The organism is Bradyrhizobium sp. ARR65 (genome assembly GCF_000472385.1).
In the GTDB taxonomy this organism is placed as follows: domain Bacteria; phylum Pseudomonadota; class Alphaproteobacteria; order Rhizobiales; family Xanthobacteraceae; genus Bradyrhizobium.
Window position 1 is genome coordinate 25,252 of the sequence record NZ_AWZU01000001.1, and the last position, 16,057, is coordinate 41,308.

17 protein-coding genes are annotated in these 16,057 nt (G+C 63.9%); 13 read left to right on the forward strand and 4 right to left on the reverse strand.

The annotated features are described in order from the left end of the window. Positions 1 to 10 precede the first annotated feature (10 nt). The 3 genes from F758_RS0100125 to F758_RS43070 form a co-directional block, all read right to left on the reverse strand. Positions 11 to 1,798, reverse strand: a complete 1,788-nt coding sequence (locus tag F758_RS0100125; protein WP_024505934.1) for a glucan ABC transporter ATP-binding protein/ permease — start codon at positions 1,796 to 1,798, stop codon at positions 11 to 13. A gap of 76 nt (positions 1,799 to 1,874) precedes the next feature. Next, complete coding sequence (locus F758_RS0100130) at positions 1,875 to 2,885, reverse strand: ABC transporter substrate-binding protein (protein WP_157449801.1); 1,011 nt, start codon at positions 2,883 to 2,885, stop codon at positions 1,875 to 1,877. Between the two features lie 127 nt (positions 2,886 to 3,012). After that, on the reverse strand, positions 3,013 to 3,294 hold the full coding sequence (locus tag F758_RS43070) for a hypothetical protein (protein ID WP_035720348.1): 282 nt from the start codon (positions 3,292 to 3,294) through the stop codon (positions 3,013 to 3,015). Positions 3,295 to 3,320: 26 nt separating this feature from the next. Here F758_RS43070 and hisE point away from each other — a divergent pair, with 26 nt between their 5' ends. From hisE to F758_RS0100170, 8 genes are all read left to right on the forward strand, one after another. Next, a complete protein-coding gene (gene hisE / locus F758_RS0100135) occupies positions 3,321 to 3,722 on the forward strand; it encodes a phosphoribosyl-ATP diphosphatase (protein ID WP_024505936.1) in 402 nt (133 codons plus the stop codon). 157 nt (positions 3,723 to 3,879) lie between these two features. Continuing rightward, complete coding sequence (locus tag F758_RS0100140; RefSeq protein WP_084304989.1) at positions 3,880 to 4,479, forward strand: YqaA family protein; 600 nt, start codon at positions 3,880 to 3,882, stop codon at positions 4,477 to 4,479. A 122-nt stretch (positions 4,480 to 4,601) separates the two neighbouring features. Beyond that, positions 4,602 to 5,111, forward strand: a complete 510-nt coding sequence (locus F758_RS0100145; RefSeq protein ID WP_051386618.1) for a hypothetical protein — start codon at positions 4,602 to 4,604, stop codon at positions 5,109 to 5,111. Between the two features lie 272 nt (positions 5,112 to 5,383). Then, positions 5,384 to 6,352, forward strand: a complete 969-nt coding sequence (locus tag F758_RS0100150) for an NAD(P)H-dependent flavin oxidoreductase (RefSeq protein WP_024505939.1) — start codon at positions 5,384 to 5,386, stop codon at positions 6,350 to 6,352. 123 nt (positions 6,353 to 6,475) lie between these two features. Next, positions 6,476 to 7,168 (forward strand): septum site-determining protein MinC, encoded by a 693-nt coding sequence (minC, locus tag F758_RS0100155; RefSeq protein ID WP_024505940.1) that lies wholly within the window; start codon positions 6,476 to 6,478, stop codon positions 7,166 to 7,168. 26 nt (positions 7,169 to 7,194) lie between these two features. Next, positions 7,195 to 8,010: a septum site-determining protein MinD gene (gene minD / locus F758_RS0100160; protein ID WP_024505941.1), complete on the forward strand. Its 816-nt coding sequence runs from the start codon at positions 7,195 to 7,197 to the stop codon at positions 8,008 to 8,010. Next, positions 8,007 to 8,282, forward strand: coding sequence for a cell division topological specificity factor MinE (minE, locus tag F758_RS0100165; RefSeq protein WP_024505942.1), 276 nt, complete (start codon positions 8,007 to 8,009; stop codon positions 8,280 to 8,282). The genes minD and minE overlap by 4 nt, the downstream gene beginning before the upstream one ends. Positions 8,283 to 8,325: 43 nt before the next feature. Continuing rightward, positions 8,326 to 9,099, forward strand: a complete 774-nt coding sequence (locus F758_RS0100170; RefSeq protein WP_024505943.1) for a thioesterase family protein — start codon at positions 8,326 to 8,328, stop codon at positions 9,097 to 9,099. 246 nt (positions 9,100 to 9,345) lie between these two features. Here the strand turns inward: F758_RS0100170 and F758_RS0100180 are convergent, their stop codons facing one another. Further along, a complete protein-coding gene (locus F758_RS0100180) occupies positions 9,346 to 10,908 on the reverse strand; it encodes an AMP-binding protein (protein WP_024505944.1) in 1,563 nt (520 codons plus the stop codon). 202 nt (positions 10,909 to 11,110) lie between these two features. On the opposite strand from F758_RS0100180, the gene F758_RS0100185 reads away from it, so the two are divergent. The 5 genes from F758_RS0100185 (at position 11,111) to F758_RS0100205 (ending at position 15,778) form a co-directional block, all read left to right on the forward strand. Continuing rightward, a complete protein-coding gene (locus tag F758_RS0100185) occupies positions 11,111 to 12,094 on the forward strand; it encodes an NAD(P)H-dependent flavin oxidoreductase (protein WP_024505945.1) in 984 nt (327 codons plus the stop codon). A 114-nt stretch (positions 12,095 to 12,208) separates the two neighbouring features. Then, positions 12,209 to 12,457 carry a hypothetical protein gene (locus tag F758_RS0100190; RefSeq protein WP_024505946.1) on the forward strand — a complete coding sequence of 83 codons (249 nt, stop codon included), beginning with the start codon at positions 12,209 to 12,211 and terminating at the stop codon, positions 12,455 to 12,457. A gap of 131 nt (positions 12,458 to 12,588) precedes the next feature. Continuing rightward, positions 12,589 to 13,290 carry a hypothetical protein gene (locus F758_RS0100195; protein ID WP_024505947.1) on the forward strand — a complete coding sequence of 234 codons (702 nt, stop codon included), beginning with the start codon at positions 12,589 to 12,591 and terminating at the stop codon, positions 13,288 to 13,290. Between the two features lie 324 nt (positions 13,291 to 13,614). After that, positions 13,615 to 14,304 carry a hypothetical protein gene (locus F758_RS43075; RefSeq protein WP_024505948.1) on the forward strand — a complete coding sequence of 230 codons (690 nt, stop codon included), beginning with the start codon at positions 13,615 to 13,617 and terminating at the stop codon, positions 14,302 to 14,304. 328 nt (positions 14,305 to 14,632) lie between these two features. After that, on the forward strand, positions 14,633 to 15,778 hold the full coding sequence (locus F758_RS0100205; RefSeq protein WP_024505949.1) for a DUF2336 domain-containing protein: 1,146 nt from the start codon (positions 14,633 to 14,635) through the stop codon (positions 15,776 to 15,778). The last annotated feature ends 279 nt before the right edge of the window (positions 15,779 to 16,057 follow it).

Consider the following 16,057-nt stretch of genomic DNA (forward strand, 5'->3'; position numbering starts at 1 on the left):
GGCCAATGACCTAAGCCTGCACAGCGGCGGCTCCACTTTCGGGTTTTTGTGTGCCGGGTTGCTGCGCACCCTGCAGCATGAATTGCGCCCGCGCGAGTTCCGAAAAACGGCCGCCTTTCGCGACAAGTTCATCGAAAGTTCCGCTTTCGATCACGCGTCCGTTTTCGAACAGGAGAATGCGTGTGGCATGGCGGATCGTGGAGAGCCGGTGCGCGATCACGAAGGTGGTGCGGCCCTTCATCACTTCATCGAGAGCGGCGTTGACCTTGGCCTCGGTCACCGCGTCGAGCGCGGATGTCGCCTCGTCCAGGATCAGGATCGGCGGGTCTTTCAGCAGGGCCCGCGCGATCGACAGCCGCTGCCGCTCGCCGCCGGACAACAGCCGTCCGCGTTCGCCGACATTGGTGTCGAAGCCGTGCTCGGCCCGCTCGATGAACTCTAGCGCCTGGGCGCGCGTGGCCGCCTTGCGCAAGTCCTCCTCGGTCGCATCCGGCCTGCCGACACGTAAGTTGTCGGCGATCGAGCGGTTGAACAGGAGCGCCTCCTGGAACACCACGCCGATGTTTCGCCGCAGCGCCGCCAGCTTCAACCCGCGCACGTCCATGCCGTCGATCTTGATGAAGCCGGATTGCGGATCGAATGCACGATGTAGCAGCGCGATCGCGGTGGATTTGCCGGCGCCGGTCGGGCCGACCAGCGCGATGGTCTGGCCGGGCAGAGCGCTAAACGAAAGGTCCGCAACCGCCGATCGCTTGCCGTCGTAGGAAAACGTGACGTCATGGAATTCGACGAGGCCCGCAAGCCGCCCGACATCGATCGCGTCGGCGCGGTCGTGCACCGCCGGCACCTGGTCCAACACCTTGAAAAATTCCTGCAGCTTGGGCGCCTCCATGAACAAATTGTTGACGAAGGCGACCACCTGCTCGAGTTTCTGGATCAGGATGGTGGCGAAGGAAACGAACATCACGATCTCGCCGACGGAGGTGAGACCCTGCTGGTGCAGCGCGATGCCGAGCGTGAAGATCGCCAGCACGGTGAGGGTGGTGGAGGCCTTGGTGATGATGGTGACCAGCGCCCACCACGACAGCACCGGCATCTGCGCCGACAGCAGATTGTCGGCGAGGAAGCGCAGGCCCTGCACCTCGGCCTCGACCCGCACGAAGCTTTGCACCAGCGCGATGTTGCCGATGGCATCGGAGGCGCGCGCCGAGAGGTCGCTATAGTGCTCCTCGACCTGGCTCTGCATGCCATAGGTCTTGCGCACCACGAAGGTGGTGATCGCCGTGAAGACGATGCAGAGCAGGAACAGAAGAATGGCAAGCCGCCAGTTGACGACGAGCGACAGCGGCAATAGCACGATCACCGACAGGATGGCGGCAAAATGCTCGCGGAAGAAGCCGAGCCAGAGCCGCCACAGCGCATCGGTGCCGTTGACCATGACCTTCATCAACCGGCCCGAATGCGTGCCGGTATGGAAGGTCAGCGGCAACTGCAGAATATGTTCGAAATAGCTTGATAGCACCGCCTGGCGCTGGCGATGCGCAAGGCGGTCGGAATGCAAGGCTACCGCCGCACCTGCTGCCATGGTGAACAACCCGAATGCCACCCAGGCTCCCAGCAGAGGCCATGCGGATTGAGCCGTTGTGCTTGAGAGCACGTCGACGATGCGGCCGAACAGCACCGGTTCGGCGAACTGTGCCGCCGCAAGGATCAGATTGGCCACGGCCAGGATGATGGCGAGCCGCGTCTCCTTGCCGAGCAGTTCGAGCACGCGGGTGTAAAGGCGAAACAGAGACATGCCGTCAAGATTCGAAAGCCTGCCCGGAAAAGGGCCGTGCTCGCATTCTAATCGAGGATTGCATGGTAGCGGTAGCTCAATTGATCAGCCGGACGCGGACCGGTGGCAGGAAGCTGTCGTCGAAGATGTCCGCTGCCGATGGCCGTTTGTGAAACTTGAAGTCCTCGCCAATTTGGTCGATTGCCCGCTCGAAGCGCGCCGGGTCGATGCCGCCGATGCCGTTGCGTTTGGCCTCGGTGGTGAGGATATTGTCGGCGATCACGGTGCGCAGCCGCTCAAGTTCGAGGTCGCGCTGGCCGCCATCCATGCGGGCGACGACCTCGTCCGCGGCGCGCTCCGGCTCCTTGATAGCGAGGTGGATGCCGCCGATCACCGCGCGCACAAAGGCTTTGACCGTATCGGGCCTGGTCGCTGCAAAGGCCGGGTTGACGATGATGGCGAAGCCATAGGCCTCGCAGCCATAGTCTGCATAACGCAGCACGGCGAGGTCGCTTGCGGGAACGCCGCGGTCGCGCAGGTTGACGGCGGAGAGATATGAGAAGCCGGCCACCGCATCGACTTGTCCCGCGGAGAGGATCGGCTCGCGCACCGCCGCGCTCATCCGGTACACTTTCACGTTGGCCGGCTTGATGCCGTTCTGGCGCGCGAGCGCCGGCCACAGATGGAACGACAAGTCGCTTTCAGCCGTTCCGAGCGTCTTGCCCTCGACGTCGGCGAGCGTGCGAATGCCTCGGCTTTTGCGCGCGACGATCGCGTAGGGGGCCTGGTTGAACAGCACGAACACCGCCTTGATCGGCGGCGCGTCGGCCTTGCCGTGGAAGCGAACCAGTTCGTTGATGTCGACCAAGGCGAACTCACTGCTCCCTGAAGCCACACGCGCGATCGCGTCCGGCGAGCCGCTTGCAAAATTGAAGCTGACGTCAAAGCCTTCCTTGCCGAACAGACCGCCGCTCGAGGCTGCGACGAAAGGTGCCATGCTGGCATCGAGCGGACGGTCGAAGCTGAGCTGAACGGAGGTCTGCGGCTTTTTGTCCTCGGCGGCTTGCGCCGTGATCAGGCCTGTGAAGGCGAGGGTCAACAGACCCATGAGCAGGCCTAGAAAGCGGTGAAATGCGTCTGTTCGGCTCGTGCCCATGTTGTTTACACCGGAGAGGCCGACGGCGGTGTCGAGAAGAACACGCGGACAGCATTCTGCCGCCCCAAATGTGAACGCTTCATGAGCAGGCGATGTCACGTTTTCGCAATTGGCCGCTTGGCGGCGGCGCGGCCGCGCTGGAACCCGTCACGATCGCGATGGTCTTGTCGTGGTCCCGTCGAATACGGTGACCGTACTTGTACGGTTTTGCGCGCGTCAAATCAGGCGTAAAAGCAAGCAGTGAATATCCGCTGGTAAACGGCTTCCTCCCCTTCGTGATCCGCCGGTTGCAGTTCATGCGGCTGGCGGATTTTTCTGTCTTTTGGTGCTTCTTGATGCTCCGCGTTAACACGCCGGCCATCGCTTTCGACTATTGTCAGTGTTGCCATGACTGATTCGATCGAACGGCTCTATCAGGCGGTCCTCGCCGCCAAACATCTGGACCCCTCGAGGTCGCGCACCGCGCGGCTGTTTCAGCGCGGCCCGTCCAAGATGGCCAAGAAGGTGGCCGAGGAGGCCATCGAGGTCGCGATCGACTCCATCCATGGCGACCCGGACGCGGTGATCCGCGAAAGCGCCGATCTGCTCTATAACCTTGCCGTGCTGTGGGCGGCGGCCGGCGTCCGGCCCGCCGACGTCTGGCGGGAGATGGAACGGCGCGAAAATCTGCTTGGGATTGCCGAGAAGATGCCGAAATCGCCGCTCAAACTACCCAAGCCGGCGTCGACCAGGGTCACAAGGCGGCCAATCGTCGCGCTGGAAGGCCGGAATCTGCGCAAGCGGCATTAGACCGCAATGAGCCGTCATCGTGCTCTAGCATTCTGATCGGACATGGTCTTTTGCGAAGACCGGCATTCACATTGCGCTGACGCGGCCCTTTCGGGTCCGCGTCATGCGCCAGTGTCACGATCAAATTCTTCCATCTTGCCATGGACAAATTCGTCCCATGGTGGTTCATCGCGCCATGCTCAGACGTATCTATGACTGGTGTATCGACGCCGCGCACAAGCCTTATGCGCTGTGGATCATGGCGAGCGTAGCATTCGCGGAAAGTTCCTTCTTTCCGGTGCCGCCGGATGTGATGCTGATCCCGATGTCGCTGGCGCGGCCGCAGCGGGCCTGGCTCTATGCGTCGGTTTGTACCGCGGCCTCGGTGCTCGGCGGCATGCTCGGCTATGCCATCGGCGCACTGCTTTACGACTCGCTCGGTCATTGGCTGATCGAGTTCTATCACCTCTCCGACAAGGTCGAAGCATTTCGCGCGTCCTACGCGGAATGGGGCGCCTTAATCATCATCGGCAAGGGGCTGACCCCGATCCCCTACAAGCTCGTGACCATCACCTCAGGCTTTGCCGGCTTCAACATCTGGCTGTTCGTGGTGTGCTCGATCATCGCCCGCGGTGGACGCTTCTTCGTCGCCGCGGTGCTGCTCAATCGCTATGGCGACTGGATCCGGGTCAGGATCGAAAAGCATCTCACTTTCTGGGTGCTGCTGGGCGCAGCGGTGCTCGTGCTCGGCTTTGTCATTGTCTATTGGCTGCTCTAAGGGCGGCCACCGATCGCTTTGCCGGTGTGCCGGCTTTCGGTTACGGTCGGCGCAATGATTGCTGGTTCTGGCCGTTTTGGGCGCTGCATTTGAGAAGCTTGGGCGCCATTGTCGTTTTGTCGATGCTGAGCATGGGCGGTCCGGCCCGTTCGCAGAACGCGCCGGCGCAGCCGAGCCTCGGCCTGCAGGAGCCGGGCCCGCCGACGATCTCTCCGCAGCCGCAGAGCGAGCCGGTGCCGCCGATGCCCAAAGAGAATCCCGGCCTGATCAACGAGATGGGCAAGCTGTTCGACAAAATCGTGCCGAAGATCAAGAGCCCCAGCGAGACCATCGATGATCTGAACGCCCGCGCCAAAGATGTCGCCAAAGGCGCAGGCGATGCGCTGTCGCGCTTCACGGGCCCCGGCTCGATGATCTCGGGTCGCATCGTCTGCCCCGTCGCGGCCAATGGAACGCCGGATTGCAAACTCGGCGCCGACAAGCTCTGCCAAAGCAAAGGCTTCAAGGAAGGCAAAAGCCTCAGCACCGATTCCGCACAAACCTGCTCGGCCAAGGTCCTGATCCCCGGTCGCGCCCGCAAACCTGACGACTGCCGCACGGACAATTATGTGACGAGCGCGCTGTGCCAGTAGGTGCTGCTCCTCGCTCGCCCGCACGAGCGTCTTCTCCTCGCCGATCCACACCGTCATCCCCGCATAATGGCTTCGCCATTTGTCGCTGGAGGCGCGAGCCACCGGGCCCGCGCGAAGTGCGGCCCGGTACGATCTGGACAACGCGATCATGGCGGCCGCGGACCTTGCTCCGATTACCGCTCTTCGGCAGTTGCGCTGTTGGCACGATGTCTGGCATCTTTACACTGGAAAGACATCCCGTGTCCCGGAATAAGCAAAAGGATCTTTCGCGCATGTCCATGCCCGCCTTGTTCAAGGGCCGCCTCTCGATTCCCGTGATCGGTTCGCCGTTGTTCATTATTTCCGTGCCCGATCTCGTGATCGCGCAGTGCAAGGCCGGCGTGGTCGGCTCGTTTCCCGCGCTGAATGCGCGGCCTGCTGCGCTGCTCGACGAGTGGCTCGCACGCATCAAGGAGGAACTCGCGGCCTACGATCGGGCGCATCCGGACGCGCCCTCGGCGCCGTTCGCGGTCAACCAGATCGTGCACAAATCCAACAACCGGCTCGAGCACGATCTTGCGCTCTGCGAGAAGCACAAGGTGCCGATGATCATCTCCTCGCTCGGCGCGCGCGAGGAGCTCAATCAGGCGGTGCATGGCTGGGGCGGCATCGTCTTCCACGACGTGATCAACCAGAAATTTGCCCGCAAGGCGATCGAGAAGGGCGCCGACGGGCTGATCCTGGTGGCGGCGGGCGCCGGCGGTCATGCCGGCACCATTTCGCCCTTTGCCTTTGTAGCCGAGACGCGGCAGTGGTTCGATGGGCCAATCGCGCTCTCGGGGGCGATCGCCACTGGCAAGGCCATTCGCGCCGCGCGCATCCTCGGCGCCGACTTCGCCTATATCGGGTCGGCCTTCATCGCGACGGAGGAGGCCAATGCGGCGGATCGCTACAAGGAGATGATCACCACCTCGGGCGCCGAAGACATCGTCTATTCCAACCTGTTCACCGGCGTGCACGGCAACTACCTGAAGCCTTCGATCGTGGCCGCCGGCATGGATCCGGAAAACCTGCCGACTTCCGACCCCTCCAAGATGAGCTTTGGCACCGATGCCTCCGGCGAGCGGGCAAAGCCAAAGGCCTGGAAGGAGATCTGGGGATCGGGCCAAGGCGTCGGCTCGATCGGTAAGATCGTCCCCGCCGCCGAGCTGATCGCCCGCTTCAAGAAGGAATACGACGAGGCGGTCGATCCGCCACTCTAAGGGTGGGTGGGCGGCCGAGCTTTTTTCACAATTCCGCCTTGTGGGATCCGCCGAATCTTAAACGTTCATTAACCATGACGGGTCGATTCTTAACCATTCACTAAGGATGGCGAGTCGACAGTCATGGACGCTATTGCGGAGCCCGTAACCCAGCCGGTTCGCCTGCGAGGCCGCTCCTATCTGGCATTTGTTTTCACGCCGGTCGTCCCGATCGTCGACTGGCTCGCCGAGCTCGACGCGACGTTGTCCCGCTCGCCCGGCTTCTTCGTCGGCAAGCCGGTGGTGCTGGACCTCTCCGCCGTGGAGCTCAGCCGCTCCGCGATCGCCCATCTCATCGTCAGCCTGGAAAAGAAGAACATCCGCATTCTCGGCATCGAGGGCGTCGATCCGTCGCTGCTATCGCCGACCATGCCGCCGGTCCTGAGCGGCGGCCGCGTCTGCGAGATCGCGCAGGTCGAGCCGGAGAAGCCCGAAGTGAGGCCGCAGGTGGCCTCGCTCCTGCTCGACAGCCCGGTTCGCTCCGGCCAATCGGTGGTGTTTCCGGATGGCGACATTACCGTGCTCGGATCGGTCGGCTCGGGCGCCGAACTCGTCGCCGGCGGTTCCATCCATGTCTACGGGACACTGCGCGGCCGCGCCATGGCGGGCGTCAACGGCAATCCTCACGCGCGCATCTTCTGCCAGAAGATCGAGGCCGAGCTGCTGGCGATCGATGGCTACTACCAGACCGCGGAAGAATTGGACGAGGCCTTGCGCAACCGTCCCGCGCAGGCCTGGCTTGACGGCGGGGTCATGCGGATCACGCCGCTTACTTGATGACTGACAGTAAAAGGAGGTTGGCAATGGCCAAAGTGCTTGTGGTGACGTCGGGCAAGGGCGGCGTCGGAAAGACCACGTCCACGGCGGCGATCGGCGCCGCGCTTGCGCAGAGCGGGCAGAAGGTCGTCGTGGTGGATTTCGACGTCGGCCTGCGCAACCTCGACCTCGTGATGGGGGCCGAGCGGCGGGTGGTCTTCGATCTTATCAATGTCGTGCAGGGGGTCGCAAAACTCAGCCAGGCGCTGATCCGTGACAAGCGGCTGGAGAATCTCTGGCTGCTGCCGGCTTCGCAAACGCGGGACAAGGACGCGCTCACCGATGAAGGCGTGGGACGTGTGATCGACGAACTCCGGCAAAGCTTCGACTGGGTGATCTGCGACAGCCCGGCGGGCATCGAACGCGGCGCCACCCTTGCCATGCGCTATGCGGACGAGGCGGTCATCGTCACCAATCCCGAGGTGTCGTCGGTGCGCGATTCCGATCGCATCATAGGCATGCTCGATTCCAAGACCGTCAAGGCCGAGAAGGGCGAGCGGGTGACCAAGCACATCCTGATCACCCGCTTTGATGCGGCCCGCGCCGCGCGCGGCGAAATGCTTGCCATCGAGGATGTGCTGGAAATCTTGGCCACCCCGCTGCTCGGCATCATCCCCGAGAGCCAGGATGTCTTGCGCGCGTCCAATGTCGGCTGCCCCGTTGTCCTGAACGGTCCGTCGACCAGCGCGGCGCGTGCCTACATGGATGCGACCAAGCGGCTGTTGGGCGAAACGGTCACCATGAAGGTGCCGGCCGAGCGCAAGGGTCTGATGAAGCTTCTGCTACGACGGAGGGCTGCATGAGCATGGGTTTCCTGCGGTTGTTTTCCAGCCGCAACTCTTCGACCGCAGCGGTGGCGCGCGAGCGGCTGCAAATCCTGCTTGCGCATGAACGCGGCCTGGTCGGTCAGCCCGATCTTTTGGTGCGCCTGCGCGAGGAAATTCTCGCGGTGGTCTCGCGGCATGTTACGCTCGATCCGGACAAGGTCGTGGTTCGGATGGAAAAAGGAAAACATGTCTCGACGCTGGAAGTGGATATCGAACTGCCGAACGAACCGTTGCGCGCGGCGAGCTGAGCTCGCGCCGGACGTGGCCAGATTTGCGATGGCGGCCTGATCGATGGAAGCCATCTATCGCGTCGAGGGCAATCGCGTCCTTGTCAGTCCCCATGCCGCCGGTCCGTGGAATCCGCGCATGCAGCACGGCTCTGCGCCGGCCTCGCTCGCGGTGTGGGCGGCCGAGCGGATTGCTGCGCCCATCGAGATGCGCGTTGCACGCGTGACAATCGATTTGATGCGGCCGGTGCCGTTGTCGCCCTTGAGGCTGCAAACGGACGTGTTGCGCGAGGGTCGCAAGATCCAGCTTTGCGCCGTGAGGCTGCTGGCGGAGGACACGCTTGTGGTGGCCGCGACCGTGCTCAAGATCAAGGTTCAGCCGCAGCCGCTGCCGGCTGAGCTTGGAGAGGAAAAGGTCGAACTCCCGGGGCCAGCCGAGTCGCCGGAAGATCCCGCAAGATTCTCCAGCAGCCCGTTCGTGACGGGCATGTCCCTGCGCGCCGCGCGCGGCCGGTTCGGCGTTCCGGGGAAGGCGGCGATCTGGTACCGCGTCGACCGACCGCTGGTCGAAGGTTTCTCGGTGTCGCAGGCCATGCGAGCGGTCGCCGCCGCCGACTTCGCCAACGGCACCTCGACCGTGCTCGATTTTCGCGAATGGACCTTTCTCAACGCCGACCTCACTGTCAGCATGGCGCGGCAGCCGGTCGGCGAGTGGATCCTGCTCGATGGCGAATCCTGGATCGGTCGCGACGGCGCCGGTCTCGCCATGGCGCGCCTCGCTGACGAACAGGGCTATTTCGGCCGCGCCGTGCAGAGCCTGGTGATCGAGAAGCGGTAAGGCGGCCGTGGTTGCCCGCGCCTTGATTGTAGGGTGGGCACGCCGCGCTTTGCCCACCGCGCAACCCTGTTTGATCCGTCGTCCTTAGGTGCAAGCCACCAGGTCCGCGCGAAGCGCGGCCCGAAGGATGAACGGCCCCGCCGCGAGAGCCGGGCCGTCGCCCTTCGAGGCTCGCTTCGCGAGCGTCTCCAGCGACAAACGGCAAAGCCGTTTGCACGGGGGTGACGGTAACAGGATTTTAGAAATCTAACCCACCATCCGCTCGCGGCCGGCCCAGAAGCTCGCGCGCAGGACTTTCTTGTCGACCTTGCCGACGCCGGTCATCGGCAATTTATCGACGAATTCGATCCGCTTCGGCGCATGCGCCGAGCCCTTGCGCGCTTTCACCAGGCTGATCAACTCGTCCGCATTGGGACGCGTGCCCTCGCGCGGCACGACGACCGCGGTGACCGCCTCGCCCCATTTGTCATCGGGCACGCCGATCACCGCGACCATCGCGACGTCGTCATGCTGGGAGAGCACGTCCTCGACCTCGCGCGGGAAGATATTGAAGCCGCCGGAGACGATCATGTCCTTCTTGCGGTCGAGGATGTACATGTAGCCGCGCTCGTCGGCCGTGGCGATGTCGCCTGTGTGCAGCCAGCCGTTCTTCAGCGTCTCTGCCGTGGTCTCCGGCCGCTTCCAATATTCGGCCATCACATGCTGGGCGCGGACGCAGATTTCGCCCGGCTCGCCAGGCTTCACCTCACGGTCGTCATCGTCGAGAATCCTGACATCGCACGCGGCGATCGGAAAGCCGCAGGATAGAAACAGCTCGGGCGTCTTCGGATCATGATCAGCCTTGCGCAGCACCGACACCGGATAGCATTCGGTCTGGCCATAGAGCTGCGAGAACACCGGCCCGATCCGCTGCAAAGCTTCCGATAGTCGCGACGGCGACATCGCGGAGGCGCCATACAGCACGAGTTCGAGCGAGGAGAGCTCGGTCTTGTCAAGCGCGGGGTGATCGAGCAGCACATAGATCATGGTCGGCACGAACAGCGTAAAGTTGATCCGCTCGCGCGCGATGGTCTTGAACACGGCTTCGGGATCAAAACCCCTGAGCATATGCACGGTACCGCCGCGCATCAGCGTCGGCAGCACTTTTGTGCCCGCGACATGGCTGATCGGAGCAACGGTCAGATAGCGCGCTGCTTCGGGGATCTCGAAATCGGCCAGGATCGCGCCGGCAAATCCGCCATATTCGCGATGACGACGCAGCGCGCCCTTCGATTTCCCCGTCGTGCCGCCGGTGTAGTTGAGACTGGCGACATCGTCAGGGTTGGCAAGACATCGCGCGCTGGCACTGCCCGCCTGTTCGATCGCCTGCAGGAGGTCGATGCCGTAATCGGCCGGTCCCACCGTGAACACGGTCCCGATGCCGCTTGCCTTAGCGGCGAGCTCGCCGCCGCGGTCGCGGAAGGCCGCCGCATCGACCACCAGCATCTGCGCTTCAGAATCTTCGATCTGAAACAATTGGTCTTCCAGCGAGGCCAGCGGATGCAGCCATGTGATCGCGAGCCTTGCCAGTTGCGCGGCGACGCCGGCGCACCAGGTGTCGGCGCGGTTGGCGGTCAGAAACGCCACGCGCGCGCCCGGCTGCAGGCCTAGCCTTGTGAAGACGGCTTGGATGCGGCCGATCAGGTCGGTCGCGCCTTGATAGGTGATCGATCCGCCGGGCCAGCTAAAGGCATTGCGGGACGGGTAACGTGCCAACGCCCGCAACGTCTGCTCGCCGACGGTCGGAAACGCGTAGAGCGGGTTGCTCATCAAGAATGTCCTCCCTGCCTCTTTGGTCGTTACCGCCCGTCATTCCGGGGCGCGCGTGAGCGCGAACCCGGAATCTCGAGATTCCAGGTTCGGTGCTTGCGCACCGCCCCGGAATGACGGTGGTCGACTTTGTGCCCGGCCTTCGAACGTGCCAAACTTCGCCGCAAAAGCTAGCATTCCTGTTCAAGCCGGAAAAACAAATTTGCCGCCTGCTCCGCCGCACCACGATCCGCTCTCGCGTTTTCGCGCGCGCTTAAGCCTGCCACTGATCGCCGCGCCGATGTTTCTGGTCTCAGGCGTCGAGCTGGTCGTGGCGGCCTGCCGCAACGGCGTGATCGGCGCTTTTCCTACCGTGAATTGCCGCGCGCCTGAGCAGCTCGATGCATGGCTTGGCGAGATCGAGACCCGGCTGCAGCGCCATGAGGATGCAGACGGAAAGCCCGCCGCTCCCCTCTGCCCGAACCTGATCGTGCACCGCTCCAACGCGCGGCTGAACGACGATCTCGCCGTGCTGCTGCGATACAAGCCCGAACTCGTCATCACCTCGGTCGGCTCGCCCGCGCCCGTGCTCAAGCCGTTGCATGATGCCGGCGCCTTGGTGTTTGCCGACGTCGCGTCCATCCGCCATGCCGAGCGCGCGTTGGAAGCCGGCGCGGACGGGCTGGTGCTGCTCTCGGCCGGCGCCGGCGGCCAGACCGGCTGGCTCAATCCGTTCGCCTTTGTGCGCGCGGTGCGAGCGTTTTTCGGCGGTCCGCTCGTGCTCGCCGGCGGCATCAGCGACGGCCACGCGCTGCGCGCCGCGCAAGCGCTGTCTTGCGATCTTGCCTATATGGGCACCCGGTTCATCGCCACGCGCGAGAGCATGGCCGATGAGCGCTACAAGGCGATGCTGGTGCAAAGCAGTGCCGACGATATTCTACTCACCAGCGCTTTTACGGGCCTGCAGACCAACATGCTGAAGCCGTCGATCGTCGCCGCGGGCCTTGATCCCGATAATCTGCCTGCGCATGGCGTGATCGAGATCGGCAGGGATATCGACGTTGAAAATCGCCCCAAACGCTGGCGCGATATCTGGAGCGCCGGGCACGCGACCTCGGGCGTGACAGAGGTGCTGTCGGTCGATGAGCTTGTTGCCCGGACGCTGGCTGAATATCGCACGAGCCGGTCCCAGGACTTACGCGCCTGAATTGCCGCGCCAGCTTGTTTTAACCTTAACGCGGCATTAACCAGCCCGCCCCGACAATCCTCCCGAACGCCCGCGCCCGTCGGTCGGCGCTCGGGACGAGAAGAGGGATGCGCGATGGGACCGGAGACCCTTGTTGCCAAAACGCCTGCGACGCTCGACGAGCTCAGGATTCGCGTCTTCCACGCGCTGCAGCGCCATCCGCTGTGCCGCAGTGTGCGCTTCGACGTCCTCAAGACGCCCCGCACCAGGAAGGGGAGCAACTGGACCGTGAGCCTGCATTCGGTCGAGCCGCGCGCGCTGTTCGAGGCCTCCGATATCGTCGCCGATATCCAGGACGCCTATGAGCTGGCCGCCGTCGCCTGAGCGGCCGGCCTTTCGGCGACTTCGACGGGTCTCAAGTGTGCCTTTGCCGCAACGATGGCCCGTTTAAGCCTTAATTAATGCTCACTTTTTCGTCAGAAGACGGTCGATTGCCGACCGGGACGGAGACTTGTTTGACCAAGGCCATCACACTCCTCGCCCTGACCTGCTTCCTCGTAGTCGGGGCTGCAGCCGCCAGCATCCTGGCCCGCGACAGCATTCCCGAGGCTGGGCTGGCCGCTTCCGTGCCTGACCTGAAGGCGGTGGTCGCCAATCGCGAGGCCAAGCAGGACAAGCTGACGGTCGTCGCCTCGCTGCCGCAGGCGCCCGCCGCACCGGCGGAGACGGCCGCCCAGACCGAGCCGTTGCGGCAGGCCTATGCCTCCACCGGCGATGCCGATATCGAAGCCGCCAAGGCGGTGGCGATGCTGCCCGCCGTGGCGCCGTCGTCGGAGCCCGCCGCGGCCGCAACACCGTCCGAGCCGCCCGCGCCGCCCAAGCCGAAGGTTGCGAGCCATCCACGGCCGGAGAAATACGCGCTGCTATCCGACGCCCAGATCGCCGGCATCAAGGCGCGCTTAAGACTGACGCCCGACCAGGAATATTATTGGCCCGGTGTCGAGCAAGCGCTGCACGCTCTTGCCCGCAAGATCGAAGCCGCGCGGCGCGTCAATCCAAATGCGAATGCCGGCTCGATCGATCCAGATTCGACCGAAGTGCAGCAATTGAAATCGGCAGCGATGCCGCTGCTGTTCCAGTTGCGCGAAGACCAGAAGGACGAAGTGCGCAAGCTCGCCCGTGTCATCGGCCTGGAAAAAGTGGCCGCCGCGATTTGAGGCGTCGGCAGCCCGCGCGAGCTACCCGTTCGTCCTGGCCTTTCACCCCCACCGCTCGTCCCGGCCAAGCGCATCAGCGCGCAGAGCCGCGACCCATAACCACAGGCCGCAGTTGGCGCGGAGAAAAGCGTAACCGCCAGCTCGCAAGCAAATTGACACCGGCCTGTGGGTATAGGCCCGGCCTTCGCCGGGACATCTCCATCTTCGACAGCAGGCTTTGCTGCCCCATGATCATGGGATCGTGATCGGGAGGGCGGGACGTCAGCCGTTGCCGGAACATCGGGAAAGTTCGAACGTTTGCCCGCGAGCAACGAGGAGGCGACCATGCGCGCTTCGACTGCTTTCTTCGGGGGGATCGGAACGGTGGGTCTTGCCATTGCAGGCGGCCTGGGCGGCGGGTTTTGGATCGCCAATGTCATGAATCCGCACGCGCCGAAATACGGCGTGGAAGCGGCCACCCTCGATGAGCGCGCGCCGCCGATGCCCGCGTCCGCTCCGCTGGCTTATGTCGGCGCGAGCTTGGCCTTCATCGATCCGGCGGTCGATGGCAGGGGGCCGGCGCAGGATCGCCGGGCCGATCGCGGCAATACCACGCCGGCTCCGGCCCAAGCGGCGGAGGCGAAGGCGTCAGCCGATCAGCCAGCAAGGTCCGCCGAGGCGGCGCCAACGAAGCAGGCTACGCAAGAGGCGCAGCCGCCCGAGGCGGCGACGGCCAAGTCGGTCTCCGCACCTGAAGACGCCTACGCCAAGGCCGGCGACGCCGATCTGAAGCGTCAGACCGATCGGCGGCGCAGCGAGCGGGCGCAGCGTTGGGCGCATCGTCATCGCCGCGACCAGCAGGACCAGGACAGCTTCGATCAACAGGCGGGGAACGGTCGCGGCGACGGCGACTGGACCTATTCCGATCGCCGTTATCGGTCCCGCTATCGCGACGCCGAGCGCGGGCCGGGATATTACGACGAATCCCCGCGCTTCTATGCCCCGCCGATGAGGATGTTCGATTCGGATGATTGAGGGCGAGTGCGTGCCCTGGCACCCGGAAAGGCTCTTGCGACGTCGACCGACATCATGGGCGGTAGCTAAGCCACGCCGGAGGATGGGTGAGCGAAGCGAAACTCGTTCTGCGAGCTGCTGCAATCGAACCGAAATGTTTCAACAAATGTCGTCCTGAACAGACCGGAGCTTGCGACGGAGAGAGTCCGGTAGTCCGGAGGTTGAGGCAATCGCTACAATTTAAATCATCTCCGAGAGAGCTCGAACCCATAATTTTCACGCGCGGCCGCTACCACTAAATACCTCTCTCCTCTCGCCTTAGGGCGAAAATGCCTGACGAGACCACGCTATGACGATGTTCTATTCTCTGATCCGCGACGTGCAGGATGCGACGACCTCCGGCTCGACCAAACGGCAACTCAAAGCGCTGACGCGCATCACCGATCTGTTTCTGGCCGGCTCGGCGCGCTATTCCAAGCGGCAGATCGAGCTGTTCGACGATGTCTTCAAGGTCCTGGTCGAGGTCATCGAGCTCAGGACCCGGATCAAGCTTGCCCGCCGCTTTGCCACGGACTCGAATGCACCGTCGGCGCTGGTGCGCGCCTTCGCTTTGGACGAATCGGTCGCGGTCGCGGCTCCCGTGCTCACGGAATCGAACGCGCTCAGCGAGTCGGATCTGATCGCGAGTGCAAGCACCCAGAGCCAGGGACATCTCTACGCGATTGCGCAGCGCGAGACGATCAGTGAAGCGATCACCGATGTCCTGATCGAGCGCGGCGAGCCCAAGGTGGTTCACGCCGTCGCCAGGAACGAAGGCGCCCGCATCTCGGACAACGGTTTTCGCGCGCTCGTCGTGCGCTCCGGTCACGACCAGCAGCTTGCGGCGCATGTGGGTGCGCGTCGGGACATCCCCCGCCATCATCTGCTGAAGCTTCTCGAAACCGCCTCCGCCTCGGTGTGCAGCAAGATCATCGCGGCCAATCCGAAACTGGCCGATGTCGTGCATGGCGCCGTGACGGAGGTGATCGACGACATCAACGTCGAGGTGCGTAGGAAGTCGCAGGATCATGTCAAGGCCAAGCACCGGGTCAAGCGGCTCACCGATTGGAAGGAGCTGCGCGAAGCGGACGTCCACGCCGCCGCGCGCGCGCAGGACTTTGAAAAGACCGTGACGATGCTGTCGGCGCTTGCCGGCTGTCATATCGAGATGGTCGAGCGGGCCGTGCTTAACGAGAATCCGGGCGCGATCCAGGTGATCGCGAAAGCGGCGGGCTGCTCCTGGGCTACCGCGAAGGCGCTGCTCTTGATGACGGTGGCCGAGCGGCGGCTATCGAAACTAGACATCGAGCGCGCCCGCGAAAATTTCGAACGGCTCGAACAGCGCACCGCGCAGCGTGTGCTCGAGTTCTATGAGGCGCGCCGCAACCTCTTCACCGAAGCCAACCCGCCGCTCGCGGCACAGGAGGCCGCCAGCCTGCAGGCGATGCTGCGGTAGGTACGTGGGACGCGTTCAATACGATCGCATCCGCCATTTGGTCGTTTGACAGTCAAAGCAGGAATCTGCTTGCCGCGCGCACGGGCATTGATACCGTCATCCTGAAGGCGCGAGCGGAGCGAGCCTCGAAGGAGACGGCCCGGCTGCGGCAACGGGGCCGTTCATCCTTCGAGGCTCGCTGGCGCGAGCGCCTCAGGATGACGGATCGACCGCCTGAAGCAGAGATCCAAACGGGGCTTGCCCAGCCAAAGCCGCGGAGCGGCGAAGGGCCTGTCCGCC